Origin of the sequence: Pseudomonas sp. MCal1, from assembly GCF_026341415.1 — a bacterium.
Lineage (GTDB): Bacteria > Pseudomonadota > Gammaproteobacteria > Pseudomonadales > Pseudomonadaceae > Aquipseudomonas.
On record NZ_JAKUMP010000008.1, the window covers coordinates 282,002 to 296,893 of the forward strand.

A 14,892-nucleotide genomic window follows, 5' to 3' on the forward strand; every position below is an offset into this window, starting at 1 on the left:
AACACTGATGGCCACCAGATCCGTTGTACTCGATACCGAAACCACCGGCATGCCGGTGACCGACGGCCACCGGATTATTGAAATCGGTTGTGTCGAGCTGATCGGTCGACGCCTGACGGGCCGGCACTTTCACGTTTACCTGCAACCGGACCGCGAGAGTGACGAAGGCGCGATCGGCGTCCACGGCATCACCAATGAATTCCTGGTCGGCAAGCCGCGTTTCGCTGAAGTGGCCGACGAGTTCTTCGAGTTCATCAACGGTGCGCAGCTGATCATCCATAACGCGGCGTTCGACGTTGGTTTCATCAACAACGAATTCGCCCTGATGGGGCAGCACGATCGTGCCGATATCACGCAGCACTGCACGATCCTCGATACCCTGATAATGGCCCGGGAGCGTCACCCGGGTCAGCGCAACAGCCTCGATGCCTTGTGCAAACGCTACGGCGTCGACAACTCCGGCCGTGAGCTGCACGGCGCACTGCTCGACTCGGAGATTCTCGCCGACGTCTACCTGACCATGACCGGCGGCCAGACCAGCCTGTCGCTGGCTGGCAATGCCTCCGACGGCAATGGCACGGGCGAGGGCGCGGACAATTCCGCCACCGAAATCCGTCGTCTGCCGGCAGATCGTCAGCCGGGGCGAATCATTCGCGCCACCGAAGCCGAACTGGCCGAACACCAGGTGCGCCTGGAAATCATCGCCAAGTCGGCCGGCGCCCCGGCGTTGTGGACTCAACTGCTGGAAGCCGAAGCTCAGGCGTAAAGCAAAGAGGATCGCCCGAACATACCAGCCGTGTTCGGGCGATCCTTTGTTTTTGGCAGTACTGACAACTGGCCACCCTCGCCACATCCGCTCCGACCCTCTACCCTGAGGACATTGGCAGATCACTCTCCGCCGCCTCAGGACACTGAGCCCATGTACAAAGATCTGAAGTTCCCGGTATTGATCGTTCACCGCGACATCAAGGCCGATACGGTTGCTGGCGAACGCATTCGCGGCATCGCCCATGAATTGGAGCAGGAAGGTTTCAGTATCGTTTCGGCCACGGACTACACCGAGGGCCGGCTGGTTGCGTCGACCCACCATGGTCTGGCGTGCATGCTGATCGCTGCCGAAGATGCCAGCACCAATTCCCATCTGTTGCAGAACATGGCCGAACTGATCGGTCTGGCCCGGGTGCGGGCGCCGGATCTGCCGATCTTTGCCCTCGGCGAGCAAGTCACCCTGGAAAACGCCCCGGCCGATGCCATGGCCGAGCTCAACCAGTTGCGCGGCATTCTCTACCTGTTTGAAGACACGGTGCCGTTTCTCGCCCGGCAGGTGGCGCGGGCGGCGCGCAAATATCTGGACGGCCTGTTGCCGCCATTCTTCAAGGCGCTGGTGCAGCACACCGCCGATTCCAACTACTCCTGGCACACCCCCGGCCATGGCGGCGGGGTTGCGTATCACAAGAGTCCGGTGGGGCAGGCGTTTCATCAGTTTTTTGGTGAAAACACTCTGCGCTCGGACTTGTCGGTCTCGGTGCCGGAGCTGGGGTCGCTGCTCGATCACACCGGTCCATTGGCCGAGGCAGAAGCACGGGCTGCACGCAATTTCGGCGCCGATCACACCTTTTTCGTGATCAACGGCACCTCGACCGCCAACAAGATTGTCTGGCACTCGATGGTCGGGCGCGATGATCTGGTGCTGGTGGATCGCAACTGTCACAAGTCGGTGTTGCACGCGATCATCATGACCGGCGCGATTCCGCTGTACCTGTGCCCGGAGCGTAATGAGCTGGGCATTATCGGCCCGATTCCGCTCAGTGAATTCAGCCGCGAATCGATCCAGGCCAAGATCGATGCCAGCCCGCTGACCAAGGGCCGCGAACCGAAAGTCAAACTGGCGGTGATCACCAACTCGACCTACGACGGCCTTTGCTATAACGCCGAGCTGATCAAGCAGAGTCTGGGCAACAGCGTCGAAGTCCTGCATTTCGACGAAGCCTGGTATGCCTACGCGGCGTTTCACGAATTCTTTGCCGGCCGTTACGGCATGGCCACCTCGCGCAGCGATGACAGTCCGCTGGTGTTCACCACCCACTCCACCCACAAACTGCTGGCGGCGTTCAGCCAGGCCTCGATGATCCATGTGCAGGACGGCGGCGCGCGGCAGCTGGATCGCGACCGGTTCAACGAAGCGTTCATGATGCACATCTCGACTTCGCCGCAGTACAGCATCATCGCCTCGCTGGACGTGGCGTCGGCAATGATGGAAGGGCCGGCCGGCCGCTCGCTGCTACAGGAAACCTTCGATGAAGCCTTGAGTTTTCGCCGGGCCCTGGCCAATTTGCGCCAGCACATCGCGGCTGACGATTGGTGGTTCTCGATCTGGCAGCCGCCGGGCGTCGAGGGGATTGACCGGGTACAGACCGAGGACTGGCTGCTGAAGCCCGAGGCGGACTGGCACGGTTTCGGCGAAGTCAGCGACGACTACGTCCTGCTCGACCCGATCAAGGTCACCCTGGTCATGCCGGGCCTGACCGCCGGCGGCGCGTTAAGCGACAAGGGCATTCCGGCGGCGGTGGTCAGCCGTTTCCTCTGGGAGCGCGGACTGGTGGTGGAGAAAACCGGGCTCTATTCGTTTCTGGTGCTGTTCTCCATGGGCATCACCAAGGGCAAGTGGAGCACGCTGTTGACCGAACTGCTGGAGTTCAAGCGCAGTTACGACGCCAATGTCAGCCTCGACACCTGCCTGAAATGCGTTGCCCAGGAAGATCCTGTGCGCTATCGGGGCATGGGTCTGCGCGATCTGTGCGATCAGCTCCACACCTGCTATCGCAGCAATGCCACCGCCAAACACCTCAAGCGCATGTACACGGTGCTGCCGGAAATCGCCATGAAACCGGCCCACGCCTACGACCAGTTGGTGCGCGGCGAAGTCGAGGCGGTGCCGATCGATGAACTGGAAGGCCGGGTAGCGGCGGTGATGCTGGTGCCGTACCCGCCGGGCATTCCGCTGATCATGCCCGGCGAGCGTTTTACCGAATCCACGCGCTCGATCATCGAATACCTCAGGTTTGCTCGCACGTTCGATGCAATGTTTCCGGGGTTCGTGGTCGATGTGCACGGTCTGCAACACGAAGATGAGGGCAATGGACGGCATTACACCGTCGATTGCGTCAAGGAATGAGGGCTTTTCCGAGTATGCAACCGGTCATGAATCCGAAATACCCAGGGCTGTCGGTGCGGGTCGCCGACGAGGGTTTTGCTGAATATATCTGGGGCAGCGATTTCAGTTTCGAGGTGGCCGCCTACGGCGTGGCCGAAATCGGCAAACCCGTGGCGCAATGGGGCGTGACACCTATCGTGCCGTACCGCAAGTGCTACGGCATCGATCCGGAGGAATTCAGCAGCTTTCGCGATGCCGCCGACAGTGCAATATTCATGGCGTATCTGGAGGACGAGCCGGTCGGTCATCTGGTGATCAGTACCAACTGGAACGGTTTCGCCCATATCGATGAACTGGCGGTGCACGCGCCGGCGCGGCGCCATGGCGTGGCCAAGGCCTTGCTCGACGTGGCGCAGTTCTGGAGTCGCAAGAAAAAGCTGCCGGGGATCATGCTCGAAACCCAGAACAACAACCTTGGCGCCTGTCGCCTGTATGAGCGTTGCGGTTATGTGATTGGCGGCATCGACCACCTGCGTTATCGCGGTATCGATCCGAATACCGCCGAAGTGGCGCTGTTCTGGTATCGATTGTTCGATAACCCGCTGGAACACCCGATCAGCTCGCCAGCATCGCCTCGGCTTGTTCCGTGACGATTGCGAGCAGCGTCTGAATCGCCGCCGACGGCGTGGCGTGTTTGAAGGTCAGGGCATAGAGGCTGATCGGCACCGCCGGCGACAGAGGGCAGACATCAAGACCGCCCGCCCGCGCGCCGAGGGCGGTGAACGGGTCGACGATCGCCAGACCTTCGCCGGCCTCGACCATGCCGCGCATCATCTGGTGAGTTTGCACCCGGGTCTGGATGGTCGGCGCCGGGCGCAGGGCCTGAAGCTTGTTTTCCAGGGCCGGGCTCAGCGGGTCCTGGCCTTCGAGGCCGACCATCGCCTGGCCGGCCAGATCCTGCAGGGAAATGTACTTCTGCTTCGGTTGCAGCCAGCCGTGGGGCGCGAGCAACTGCAGCTTGCCCTGGGCCAGCGGCTGGCAATGAATATCGGGGTGCTGTGGATCGTGCAGGCTCAGGCCCAGATCGCTGTCGCGCAGCAGAAGGTGACGGACGATGTCGCGGGTCGGTTCGCTGAGCAGGGTGCAGGGCACGTCGGGCAGACGCCGACGCAGGGCAGCGAGACTTTGCGGCAGCAGTTGCTGGGCCAGCGGCGGGGTGCCGATGATCCGCAGGGGCGGGGCAAGGTATTGCTTGAGACTGCTGGCCAGCCGTTGCACCGGTTCCAGCGCTTCATAGATGTGACCGATCTCGACTTGCAGCGCCCGGGCCTCCGGGGTCGGCTGAAGTCGTCCGCGTACGCTGGCGAACAGCATGAAACCGAGCTGGCTCTCGGCTTCGCGCAAACGCTCCTCGACCTCGGGCGCCGCCAGTTGCAGCCATTCGGCGGCGGTGCCCACGTGACCGGTCTGCAAAAGCGCCTGAATCACTTCGATATGACGTAAACGCATGCGTGAAGTCCATGTCCGGCCGTTGGGGTCAGTGGCTGAATCCTACCCCAACTCGGCGCGGATGACTTCTGCTCATAACGATCGGTTATGAAGCGACCGATGGCTCGGGTTCGCGGATCAGGGTGATGCCCGACTGAACCAGCAAAAACTCGTTGTCGTCGATCTTGTTGACGCGGTCGCCAATCGCCAGTTTGTAGGTGGTAACGGGCTCCGTGCCGGTGAAACCGTCTGCCGACGGGTTGGATTCCTGGAACTCATGCACGGAATAAACGCGGCCTTCCGCATCTCTTGCATGGAACTGACCGACGAGTACTGCTGCCATCTGCTTAGAACCTCTGGAGATAAAACGCCTGATTTGCGGCTTGGTAGACCGTCATCGAGCTTGGTAAGTTTTCCTACAGGAAAAAAATATTCCAGACGCAGGAAATTACCTTCAGCGTCTGGTGGAATCGTCGCCGGATCATCTATAACTACTGGCTCCTCCCACGGACAGTCGAGAGTCCTCCAATGAGCAATGTCTATAACGTCGCAGTAGTGGTCGGCAGCCTGCGCAAAGCGTCCATCAACCGCAAGGTTGCCCTGGCGCTGGCGGAACTGGCACCGGCCAATCTCAAGCTGAACATTGTCGAAATTGGCGATCTGCCACTCTACAACGAAGACATCGACGGCGATTCACCGCCGGCAGCCTACAGCACTTTCCGGCAAAAAGTGGGTTCGTCCGACGCTCTGCTGTTTGTCACTCCGGAGTACAACCGCTCGGTGCCGGCGCCGTTGAAGAATGCGATCGACGTCGGTTCGCGGCCATATGGCAAGAGTGTCTGGAGTGGCAAACCGGGGGCGGTGATCAGCGTTTCGCCGGGCGCCATCGGCGGTTTCGGCGCCAACCAGCATCTGCGCCAGTCCTTCGTTTTCCTCAACGTGCCATGCATGCAGCAGCCGGAAGCCTATCTGGGCGGCGCGGGCACCGCGTTCGACGAGGCGGGCAAGCTGAACGAATCGGTGAAACCTTTCCTGCAAAGTTTCATCAATGCCTTTGGAGAGTGGGTGGCACAGCACAAGAAGTGATCCACCGTTTTTTCTGACAAGATATCGACCCTGTGGGAGCGAGCTTGCTCGCGATAGCGGTGTATCAGCTGACACATCAGTTGAATGACACATTGCAATCGCGAGCAAGCTCGCTCCCACAGGTTTTTTCGTGTGGTTTGATTTCCCCCAAAACTTTATTGAAGGCTGTCGCGAATGCTCGCTGCGTCACTGATTTTCCTGCTGACCATTACCCTGGTGATCTGGCAACCCAAAGGCCTCGGGGTCGGCTGGAGTGCAACGTTCGGCGCCATCGTTGCGCTGATTTTTGGTGTGGTGCACCTGGGCGACATCCCGTTGGTGTGGCAAATCATCTGGAACGCCACCGGCACGTTTGTGGCGCTGATCATCATCAGCCTGCTGCTCGACGAGGCCGGGTTCTTCGCCTGGGCCGCGTTGCACGTAGCGCGTTGGGGGCGGGGCAGTGGGCGCAGGCTGTTTGCTTTCATGGTGCTGCTCGGCGCACTGGTGTCGGCGCTGTTCGCCAATGACGGCGCGGCGCTGATCCTCACGCCGATCGTGATTTCCATGCTGCTGGCCCTGCGTTTTTCCCCGGCGGCGACCCTGGCGTTCGTCATGGGCGCTGGGTTCATTGCCGACACCGCCAGCCTGCCGCTGGTGGTGTCGAACCTGGTGAACATCGTTTCGGCCGACTTTTTCCACATCGGTTTCAACCGCTATGCAGCGGTGATGGTGCCGGTCAACTTCGTCAGCGTCGCGGCCACGCTGGGCATGTTGCTGTGGTTCTTCCGCCGAGACATTCCCAAGAGTTACGACCCGGAACAGCTTGAGCACCCGGAAACCGCCATCCACGACAAAGCCACGTTCTACGCCGGTTGGGCGGTGTTGCTGATTCTGTTGATCGGCTGCTTCGCGCTGGAGCCGCTGGGGATTCCGATCAGCGCGATCTCGGCAGTATGTGCGGCGCTGCTGCTGGCGATTGCCGCGCGCGGACACAAGATTTCCACGCGTAAAGTCATGAAAGAGGCGCCGTGGCAGATCGTGATTTTCTCGCTGGGCATGTACCTGGTGGTCTACGGCCTGCGCAACGCCGGGCTCACCGATTATCTGGCCGGCTGGCTCGATGTGTTCGCCGGCTACGGCGTATGGGGCGCGGCGATGGGCACCGGGGTGCTGACGGCGTTGTTGTCATCGATCATGAACAACCTGCCGACGGTGCTGGTCGGGTTGCTGTCGATCGATGCCAGCCAGGCCAGCGGCGTGGTGAAGGAAGCGATGATCTACGCCAACGTGATCGGCAGCGACCTGGGGCCGAAAATCACCCCGATCGGCAGTCTTGCGACCCTGCTCTGGCTGCATGTGCTGGAGCGCAAGAACATCAAGATCGGCTGGGGTTATTACTTCAAGGTCGGGATCGTGCTGACCGTGCCGGTTCTGTTGGTTACCCTGGCGGCACTCGCCGTGCGGTTATCCCTTTAGAACAGGTTGGCTTCAATCGCGAGCAAGCTCGCTCCCACGGGTGATGCGGTGAACACTGAACCTGTGGGAGCGAGCTTGCTCGCGAAGGGGCCAGATCAGGCGCCACAGAAATCAGGATTGGCCGGGCACATTCGGCCACAGATCCGACACCAGAAACAGCCGCTCGGCTTCTTCCCACTCGCCCCGGGCATTTTCGGTCAGGCGCACCATCAGTTGCGCCGGGGCCAGCGGTTCGAGTTCGTCGAGCCAGGCCTGCAAGTGGCCGTTGCTCCAGGTCTGGTCTGCCGGGTAGTGCGCCGGCGCCAGCCAGGCGTGGCGGGGCAGGGGTTGCCAGCGTCCGTCCGGGCGCTGGGTGACGAAGGCCGGCCAGTCTTTCTGATGCAGCCAGCTGCCACGCAAATGTTGCGGGTGGGCGCCGTTGGGAGGTGCGGACTGACCGGGCCACGGGTACAGCAAGTACCCGCCAAGCCACAATTGCGCACTCAAAGACCCCACATCCAGCGCCGCCAGCACTTCGCGGCTCTCCGGGCGCGCGGAGATCGGCAGCTGATGTTCGCTCAAATGCGCCAGTTTGCGGTCCAGTCGATCATGGCAACCCGGCCCCAGCCACGACGCCGGATCATGGCCGTCGCCGTTCTGCGGGCCGAGGTAGAGCTTGATCGCCAGTTCCAGGTGATGCACGCCGTCGCGGTCGCGCAGCAGCATGTCCAATTCGCCAAGGGTGTGGCCTTCGCGGCGGATCGGCAGGTTGGCGGCGATCAGCTCAATGCCCGGCGCGTGTTCCACCGCAAATTGCCACAACCGCTCGTAATACAGACCCAGGCGCCGGGTGCGAGCCTGGGACAGCCAGTGCAGCAGGCCGTAACTGTCGCGGTCGAGCTGGCGCAACCAGTGTTCCAGACGCTCGGGGTCGCTGACCCAGTCGCTGCCCGCCAGCGGATGGCGCTGCGGCCACGGGGTGGCGGCGAGCATCGGCGGGGCGAGGATCACCCACGCCAGATCACGCACCTCGGGGTGGCGCAACTGGTGGGGCAACTGCAACAAATCGGGAAATAGGATCATCTTGCGAGCATAGCCTCAAACACCGCGGCCTCCTCGGGGCTGAAAGGATTTTGTCTATCCGGCGCTTTCGCCCATAATCGTGCTTTTCGCCGTCTCAGTCCCCCGCAGGAGTCCCATGGAGCAATTTCGTAATATCGGCATCATCGGTCGCCTGGGCAGTTCCCAGGTGCTGGATACCGTCCGCCGACTGAAACGCTTCCTGCTCGATCGTCACCTGCATGTGATTCTCGAAGACACCATCGCCGAAGTCCTGCCGGGCCATGGCCTGCAAACCTCGTCGCGCAAGATGCTTGGCGAGGTCTGCGACATGGTCATCGTGGTCGGCGGTGACGGCAGCCTGCTCGGCGCGGCACGGGCACTGGCCAAGCACAATATTCCGGTGCTCGGGATCAACCGTGGCAGCCTCGGATTTCTCACCGATATCCGCCCCGACGAGCTGGAAATCAAGGTCGCCGAAGTGCTCGACGGCCACTATCTGGTGGAAAACCGCTTCCTGCTGCAAGCCGAAGTCCGTCGCCACGCCGAAGCCATCGGCCAGGGCGATGCGCTGAACGACGTGGTGCTGCACCCCGGCAAATCGACGCGGATGATCGAGTTCGAGCTGTACATCGACGGCCAGTTCGTCTGCAGCCAGAAGGCCGACGGCCTGATTGTGTCGACCCCGACCGGCTCCACCGCGTACGCACTGTCTGCCGGCGGCCCGATCATGCATCCCAAGCTTGACGCTATTGTGATTGTGCCGATGTACCCCCATACCTTGTCGGGCAGACCGATCGTGGTCGATGGCAACAGTGAGCTGAAAATCGTCGTGTCCAAAGATATGCAGATCTACCCGCAGGTCTCCTGCGACGGGCAGAACCACTTCACCTGCGCGCCGGGCGACACCATCACCGTCAGCAAGAAAGCGCAGAAGCTGCGGCTGATCCATCCGCTCGACCACAACTACTACGAAGTCTGCCGGACCAAGCTCGGCTGGGGCAGCAAGTTGGGTGGTGGAGGCGACTGATGCTCGATCCCGCGCGCAGTTATGACCTGATTGGTGACGTGCACGGATGCGCCCTGACCCTGGAACACCTGCTGGACCGTCTTGGTTACCACAAGCAGGGCGGGGTCTGGCGGCATCCATCGCGCATGGCCGTGTTTGTCGGCGACATCATCGACCGCGGCCCGCGGATTCGCGAGGCGCTGCACATCGTCCACGACATGGTCGAGGCCGGTCAGGCGTTGTGCATCATGGGCAACCACGAGTTCAATGCCTTGGGCTGGAGCACGCCGGCGCCTCCGGGCAGCGGCAAGCAGTTCGTGCGCGAGCACACGCCGCGCCATGCCCGTCTGCTGCACGAAACCCTGACCCAGTTCGAACAGCATCCCGGCGACTGGCACGATTTCCAGCAATGGTTCTATGAGCTGCCGCTGTTTGTCGACGCCGGTCGCTTCCGGGTGGTGCATGCCTGTTGGGACGCCGGCCTGATCGAGCCGTTGCGCGCATTGTTCCCTGATGGCTGCGTCGATGAACACTTCCTCCAGGCCTCGGCGGTACCGGGCAGTTTCGCCTGCACCGTGTTCGACCGCCTGCTGCGCGGCACCGACATGCGCCTGCCGGATGGCCTGACCATGACCAGCGGCGACGGCCTGGTGCGTTCATTCTTCCGCACCAAGTTCTGGGAAGACGATCCGCAGACTTACGGCGACATCGTGTTCCAGCCCGATGCACTGCCGGAACCGGTGGCGCAAAAGCCGTTGACCTCCAGCGAAAAGAATTCCCTGCTGCGCTATGGCATCGATGAGCCATTGCTGTTCGTCGGTCATTACTGGCGCAGCGGCAAACCGGCGCCCATCCGGCCGAACCTCGCCTGCCTGGATTACAGCGCGGTGCTGTACGGCAAACTGGTGGCCTATCGTCTGGATCAGGAAACCCGCCTCGATCCGCATAAATTTGTCTGGGTCGACGTCGAGCGGCCGGAGGTGCTGCGATGAGCGTGGTAGCGGTATTGCGTCTGCCACTGGCGGTGGACCTGAGCGGTTTCGTCAAACTGCTGCAACGCATGCAGGTGCCTCACCGCGTCAGCGAAGAGTCGGGCGAGCAGGTGTTGTGGGTGCCGTCGGAAATCAGCGAAGACGTACGCTCGCTGTACGAGCGTTTCCCGGCGGGCGACCCCGATCAGCAACTGGACATTCCGGTGGCGCCGACCTTCAAGCGTCCGAGCTTCGCCGAGCAACTGAAACATGCCAGGGCCACCGGCTTCATCCTGTTGCTCAGCCTGCTGGTAGCGGGGCTGACGTATCTGGGCGACAACCTCGACACGATGCGCTGGCTGACCTTCCTCGATTTTCGCGTGGTCGGCGACTACATCCACTTCACACCGTTGGCCGACAGCCTGGCGGCGGGGCAATGGTGGCGCCTGTTCACCCCCATGCTGATCCACTTCGGCATCCTGCACTTGGCAATGAACGGCATGTGGTACTGGGAGCTTGGGCGGCGCATCGAGTCGCGCCAGGGCAGCGTCAACCTGATCGGCCTGACGCTGCTGTTCAGCCTGGTGTCCAACTACGCGCAATTCGCCTGGAGCGGCCCGAGCCTGTTCGGCGGTCTGTCCGGCGTACTTTACGGGTTGCTCGGTCACTGCTGGATCTTCCAGTTGCTGGCGCCGAACCCGGCCTATCGCCTGCCGCGCGGTGTGCTGGTGATGATGCTGGTGTGGTTGCTGGTGTGCATGTCGGGGCTGATCTCGATGATCGGTTTCGGCGAAATCGCCAATGCCGCCCACGTCGGCGGGTTACTCATCGGATGCTTCACCGGTTTGTTGGGCGGTTTGTACAACCGCCGTAAACTGGCCGCCTGAATTTTTTGAATAAAGAGCACGGAGACCCTGATGTCCTCTTTTAACGATTTGATCAAGAACATCACCCCGGACATCTACCAGAGCCTGAAACTGGCCGTAGAGATCGGCAAATGGTCGGACGGTGGCAAGCTCACTGCCGAACAGCGTGAGCTGTCGCTGCAGGCGATGATCGCCTGGGAAATCCAGAACCTGCCCGAGGAAGAGCGCACCGGTTACATGGGCCCGCAGGAATGTGCGTCGAAGTCGATCGAAGTGCCGAACATCCTGTTCAAGTCGGACGCCATCCATTGATCGAGATCGGCCGCGGTGCAATCAGCAAAATGTCGGCGCGCCTGGACGGGCCGAACGTGCAGTACGCGTTTCGTCTGGATGACGTCGAGGTGCCGGTCAATCCGTTGATCGGCAGCACGGTGCGTCTGGAATACCTGGGGGCGATTCACTGCACCCATTGCGGGCGCAAGACCAAGACCAGTTTCAGTCAGGGTTATTGCTACCCGTGCATGACCAGACTGGCCCAATGCGACGTATGCATCATGAGCCCGGAGCGCTGCCACTTCGAGGCCGGCACCTGCCGGGAGCCTGAGTGGGGCGAGAAGTTCTGCATGACCGACCACATCGTCTACCTGGCCAATTCGTCGGGGATCAAGGTCGGCATCACCCGCGCCACCCAGTTGCCGACCCGCTGGCTCGATCAGGGCGCCAGTCAGGCGTTGCCGATCATGCGCGTTTCCACGCGCCAGCAATCGGGCTTCGTCGAAGACCTGTTCCGCAGTCAGGTGGCGGACAAGACCAACTGGCGCGCCTTGCTCAAGGGCGACGCGTCGGCGGTGGATCTGGCGCAGGTGCGCGATCAACTGTTCGAAAGCTGCGCCCCGGGTTTGCAAGGTTTGCAGGAGCGATTCGGTCTGCAGGCCATTCAGACCATCGCCGACGTCGAGCCGCTGGAAATCCGCTACCCGGTCGAGCAATACCCGGCCAAGATCGTCAGCTTCAACCTGGACAAGAACCCGATTGCCGAAGGCACGCTGCTGGGGATCAAGGGCCAGTACCTGATCTTCGACACCGGCGTGATCAACATTCGCAAGTACACGGCCTATCAGCTCGCCGTGCATCAATAAGGACTTCAGCATGCGCACCGAACAACCGAAGATGATTTACCTGAAGGACTATCAGGCGCCCGAGTACCTGATCGATGAAACACACCTGACCTTCGAGTTGTTCGAGGACCACAGTCTGGTCCACGCGCAACTGGTGATGCGCCGCAACCCGGCCCGTGGCCCGGGCCTGCCGCCGCTGGTGCTTGACGGCCAACAGCTGGAACTGCTGTCGGTGACCCTGGCAGACCAGGAACTGAGCGCCGCCGACTACCAGCTGACGGAAAACCACCTGACCCTGCAACCGGCCAGCGAAACATTCACGGTCGACACCAGCGTCAGGATCCACCCGGAAACCAACACCGCACTGGAAGGCCTGTACAAGTCCGGCACGATGTTCTGCACCCAATGCGAGGCCGAAGGGTTCCGCAAGATCACCTATTACCTCGACCGCCCGGACGTGATGAGCAAGTTCACCACCACTGTGGTGGCCGAGCAGCACAGCTATCCGGTGCTGCTGTCCAACGGCAACCCGATTGCCAGCGGCCCCGGCGAAGACGGCCGTCATTGGGCAACCTGGGAAGACCCGTTCATGAAGCCGGCGTACCTGTTTGCGCTGGTGGCCGGTGACCTGTGGTGCGTTGAAGACTCTTTCACCACCATGACCAACCGCAACGTGGCGCTGCGCATTTATGTCGAGCCGGAAAACATCGACAAGTGCCAGCACGCCATGAACAGCCTGAAGAAGTCGATGCGCTGGGATGAAGAGGTTTACGGTCGCGAGTACGATCTGGACATCTTCATGATCGTCGCCGTGAACGACTTCAACATGGGCGCCATGGAGAACAAGGGCCTCAACATCTTCAACTCCAGCGCCGTACTGGCCCGTGCCGAAACCGCCACAGACGCTGCGCACCAGCGGGTCGAGGCGATCGTCGCCCACGAATACTTCCACAACTGGTCGGGCAACCGCGTGACCTGCCGCGACTGGTTCCAGCTGTCGCTGAAAGAAGGCTTCACGGTATTCCGCGACGCCGGGTTCTCCTCCGACATGAACTCGGCCACGGTCAAGCGCATTCAGGACGTGGCGTACCTGCGTACCCACCAGTTCGCCGAAGATGCCGGCCCGATGGCCCACGCGGTGCGCCCGGACAGCTTCATCGAGATTTCCAACTTCTACACCCTGACCGTGTACGAAAAGGGCTCGGAAGTGGTCGGCATGATCCACACCCTGCTCGGCGCCGAAGGCTTCCGCAAGGGCAGCGACCTGTACTTTGAACGCCACGACGGCCAGGCCGTGACCTGCGATGACTTCATCAAGGCCATGGAAGATGCCAACGGCGTCGACCTGACCCAGTTCAAGCGCTGGTACAGCCAGGCCGGTACACCGCGACTGGCGGTCAGCGAGTCTTATGACGCCGCCGCGAAAACCTACAGCCTGACCTTCCGCCAGAGCTGCCCGGAAACCCCGGACAAGGTTGAAAAACTGCCGTTCGTGATCCCGGTGGAACTCGGCCTGCTCGACAGCCAAGGTAACGAAATCGCCCTGCGTCTGGCTGGCGAAAGCGCTGCTCAAGGCACCACTCGTGTGATCTCGGTGACCGAAGCCGAGCAGACCTTCACCTTCATCGACATCGCCGAACAGCCGCTGCCGTCATTGCTGCGTGGCTTCTCGGCACCGGTGAAACTGAGCTTCCCGTACAACCGCGATCAGTTGATGTTCCTGATGCAGCACGACAGCGACGGTTTCAACCGCTGGGATGCCGGCCAGCAACTGTCGGTGCAGGTGTTGCAAGAGTTGATCGGTCAGCAGCAGAAGGGCGAAAGCCTGGTGCTTGACCCGCGTCTTGTTTCCGCGCTGCGTACCGTGCTGTCGGACGAGTCGCTGGATCAGGCGATGGTCGCGGAAATGCTCTCGCTGCCAAGCGAAGCCTATTTGACCGAAATCAGCGAAATCGCCGATGTGGAGGCGATCCACACCGCCCGCGAATTCGCCCGTCAGCAACTGGCGGATAACCTGTTCGAGGCGCTGTGGCTGCGTTATCAGGCCAACCGCGACCTGTCGAAACAAACCCCGTACGTGGCCGAAGCCGAGCACTTCGCCCGTCGCGCGTTGCAGAACATCGCGCTGTCGTACCTGATGCTCAGCGGCAAGCCGGAAGTGCTGGCGGCGACGCTCGAACAGTTCGACAGCTGCGACAACATGACCGAGCGCCTGACCGCGCTGGCCGTGCTGGTCAACTCGCCGTTCGACGAACAGAAAGCCAAGGCGCTGGCCAGTTTCGCCGAGCACTTCAAGGACAACCCCCTGGTCATGGATCAGTGGTTCAGCGTGCAGGCCGGCAGCACCTTGCCGGGCGGTCTGGAACGTGTGAAGGCGCTGATGCAGCACCCGGCGTTCAACATCAAGAACCCTAACAAGGTGCGTGCGCTGGTCGGCGCCTTTGCCGGGCAGAACCTGATCAACTTCCACGCGGCGGACGGTTCGGGCTATCGCTTCCTTGCGGATCTGGTGATCGAGCTGAACGGCTTCAACCCGCAGATCGCTTCGCGTCAACTGGCGCCGCTGACTCGCTGGCGCAAGTATGACGGTGCTCGTCAGGCGCTGATGAAGGCGGAGCTGGAGCGGATTCTGGCGTCCGGTCAGCTGTCCAGTGATGTGTATGAAGTGGTCAGCAAAAGCCTGGCGTAAGCTGGGATAGCACCG

General features: G+C 61.6%; 14 protein-coding genes. 11 read left to right on the top strand and 3 right to left on the bottom strand.

Annotated features, from left to right (window positions below):
* The first annotated feature begins 7 nt into the window (after positions 1 to 7).
* From dnaQ to MKZ87_RS15720, 3 genes are all read left to right on the top strand, one after another.
* The gene (gene dnaQ, locus MKZ87_RS15710) at positions 8 to 766 is read left to right on the top strand and encodes a DNA polymerase III subunit epsilon (protein WP_085698862.1); all 759 of its coding nucleotides are present in this window, start codon (positions 8 to 10) and stop codon (positions 764 to 766) included.
* Positions 767 to 919: 153 nt separating this feature from the next.
* Complete coding sequence (locus tag MKZ87_RS15715) at positions 920 to 3,175, top strand: Orn/Lys/Arg decarboxylase N-terminal domain-containing protein (protein ID WP_085704302.1); 2,256 nt, start codon at positions 920 to 922, stop codon at positions 3,173 to 3,175.
* Between the two features lie 14 nt (positions 3,176 to 3,189).
* On the top strand, positions 3,190 to 3,804 hold the full coding sequence (locus MKZ87_RS15720) for a GNAT family N-acetyltransferase (RefSeq protein WP_085704304.1): 615 nt from the start codon (positions 3,190 to 3,192) through the stop codon (positions 3,802 to 3,804).
* Here the strand turns inward: MKZ87_RS15720 and MKZ87_RS15725 are convergent.
* Both MKZ87_RS15725 and MKZ87_RS15730 read right to left on the bottom strand, forming a co-directional pair.
* Positions 3,770 to 4,663: a LysR family transcriptional regulator gene (locus tag MKZ87_RS15725; RefSeq protein ID WP_085704306.1), complete on the bottom strand. Its 894-nt coding sequence runs from the start codon at positions 4,661 to 4,663 to the stop codon at positions 3,770 to 3,772. The two genes, MKZ87_RS15720 and MKZ87_RS15725, sit on opposite strands and share 35 nt — an antisense overlap.
* Positions 4,664 to 4,748: 85 nt before the next feature.
* The gene (locus tag MKZ87_RS15730; protein ID WP_007956926.1) at positions 4,749 to 4,985 is read right to left on the bottom strand and encodes a hypothetical protein; all 237 of its coding nucleotides are present in this window, start codon (positions 4,983 to 4,985) and stop codon (positions 4,749 to 4,751) included.
* Between the two features lie 185 nt (positions 4,986 to 5,170).
* On the opposite strand from MKZ87_RS15730, the gene MKZ87_RS15735 reads away from it, so the two are divergent.
* Complete coding sequence (locus tag MKZ87_RS15735) at positions 5,171 to 5,728, top strand: NADPH-dependent FMN reductase (protein ID WP_007956924.1); 558 nt, start codon at positions 5,171 to 5,173, stop codon at positions 5,726 to 5,728.
* 174 nt (positions 5,729 to 5,902) lie between these two features.
* Positions 5,903 to 7,186 carry an arsenic transporter gene (locus tag MKZ87_RS15740; RefSeq protein ID WP_085704308.1) on the top strand — a complete coding sequence of 428 codons (1,284 nt, stop codon included), beginning with the start codon at positions 5,903 to 5,905 and terminating at the stop codon, positions 7,184 to 7,186.
* A gap of 111 nt (positions 7,187 to 7,297) precedes the next feature.
* On the opposite strand, the gene MKZ87_RS15745 is transcribed toward MKZ87_RS15740, so the two are convergent.
* Positions 7,298 to 8,248, bottom strand: a complete 951-nt coding sequence (locus MKZ87_RS15745; protein WP_085698872.1) for a DUF1853 family protein — start codon at positions 8,246 to 8,248, stop codon at positions 7,298 to 7,300.
* 115 nt (positions 8,249 to 8,363) lie between these two features.
* Between MKZ87_RS15745 and MKZ87_RS15750 the strand changes: the two genes are divergently transcribed.
* The 6 genes from MKZ87_RS15750 to pepN are packed head-to-tail and all read left to right on the top strand — an operon-like array spanning position 8,364 to position 14,877.
* Positions 8,364 to 9,254: an NAD(+) kinase gene (locus tag MKZ87_RS15750; RefSeq protein ID WP_007956919.1), complete on the top strand. Its 891-nt coding sequence runs from the start codon at positions 8,364 to 8,366 to the stop codon at positions 9,252 to 9,254.
* Positions 9,251 to 10,225 (top strand): metallophosphoesterase, encoded by a 975-nt coding sequence (locus MKZ87_RS15755; protein ID WP_371918983.1) that lies wholly within the window; start codon positions 9,251 to 9,253, stop codon positions 10,223 to 10,225. The genes MKZ87_RS15750 and MKZ87_RS15755 overlap by 4 nt, the downstream gene beginning before the upstream one ends.
* Entirely contained in the window at positions 10,222 to 11,091 is an 870-nt protein-coding gene (locus MKZ87_RS15760; RefSeq protein WP_085704312.1) for a rhomboid family intramembrane serine protease, read from the top strand. The genes MKZ87_RS15755 and MKZ87_RS15760 overlap by 4 nt, the downstream gene beginning before the upstream one ends.
* A 30-nt stretch (positions 11,092 to 11,121) precedes the next feature.
* Positions 11,122 to 11,382, top strand: coding sequence for a YeaC family protein (locus tag MKZ87_RS15765; protein WP_085698878.1), 261 nt, complete (start codon positions 11,122 to 11,124; stop codon positions 11,380 to 11,382).
* Entirely contained in the window at positions 11,379 to 12,209 is an 831-nt protein-coding gene (locus MKZ87_RS15770; RefSeq protein ID WP_085704314.1) for a DUF2797 domain-containing protein, read from the top strand. Before MKZ87_RS15765 ends, MKZ87_RS15770 begins: the two co-directional genes overlap by 4 nt.
* 10 nt (positions 12,210 to 12,219) lie before the next feature.
* Entirely contained in the window at positions 12,220 to 14,877 is a 2,658-nt protein-coding gene (gene pepN / locus MKZ87_RS15775; RefSeq protein ID WP_085704316.1) for an aminopeptidase N, read from the top strand.
* The last annotated feature ends 15 nt before the right edge of the window (positions 14,878 to 14,892 follow it).

What these genes read in the sequence shown, in the direction of transcription:
- dnaQ (WP_085698862.1), top strand. Translation starts at nt 8, where the DNA reads ATGGCCACCAGATCCGTTGTACTCGATACCGAAACCACCGGCATGCCG.
- MKZ87_RS15715 (WP_085704302.1), top strand. Translation starts at nt 920, where the DNA reads ATGTACAAAGATCTGAAGTTCCCGGTATTGATCGTTCACCGCGACATC.
- MKZ87_RS15720 (WP_085704304.1), top strand. Translation starts at nt 3,190, where the DNA reads ATGCAACCGGTCATGAATCCGAAATACCCAGGGCTGTCGGTGCGGGTC.
- MKZ87_RS15725 (WP_085704306.1), bottom strand. Translation starts at nt 4,663, where the DNA reads ATGCGTTTACGTCATATCGAAGTGATTCAGGCGCTTTTGCAGACCGGT.
- MKZ87_RS15730 (WP_007956926.1), bottom strand. Translation starts at nt 4,985, where the DNA reads ATGGCAGCAGTACTCGTCGGTCAGTTCCATGCAAGAGATGCGGAAGGC.
- MKZ87_RS15735 (WP_007956924.1), top strand. Translation starts at nt 5,171, where the DNA reads ATGAGCAATGTCTATAACGTCGCAGTAGTGGTCGGCAGCCTGCGCAAA.
- MKZ87_RS15740 (WP_085704308.1), top strand. Translation starts at nt 5,903, where the DNA reads ATGCTCGCTGCGTCACTGATTTTCCTGCTGACCATTACCCTGGTGATC.
- MKZ87_RS15745 (WP_085698872.1), bottom strand. Translation starts at nt 8,248, where the DNA reads ATGATCCTATTTCCCGATTTGTTGCAGTTGCCCCACCAGTTGCGCCAC.
- MKZ87_RS15750 (WP_007956919.1), top strand. Translation starts at nt 8,364, where the DNA reads ATGGAGCAATTTCGTAATATCGGCATCATCGGTCGCCTGGGCAGTTCC.
- MKZ87_RS15760 (WP_085704312.1), top strand. Translation starts at nt 10,222, where the DNA reads ATGAGCGTGGTAGCGGTATTGCGTCTGCCACTGGCGGTGGACCTGAGC.
- MKZ87_RS15765 (WP_085698878.1), top strand. Translation starts at nt 11,122, where the DNA reads ATGTCCTCTTTTAACGATTTGATCAAGAACATCACCCCGGACATCTAC.
- pepN (WP_085704316.1), top strand. Translation starts at nt 12,220, where the DNA reads ATGCGCACCGAACAACCGAAGATGATTTACCTGAAGGACTATCAGGCG.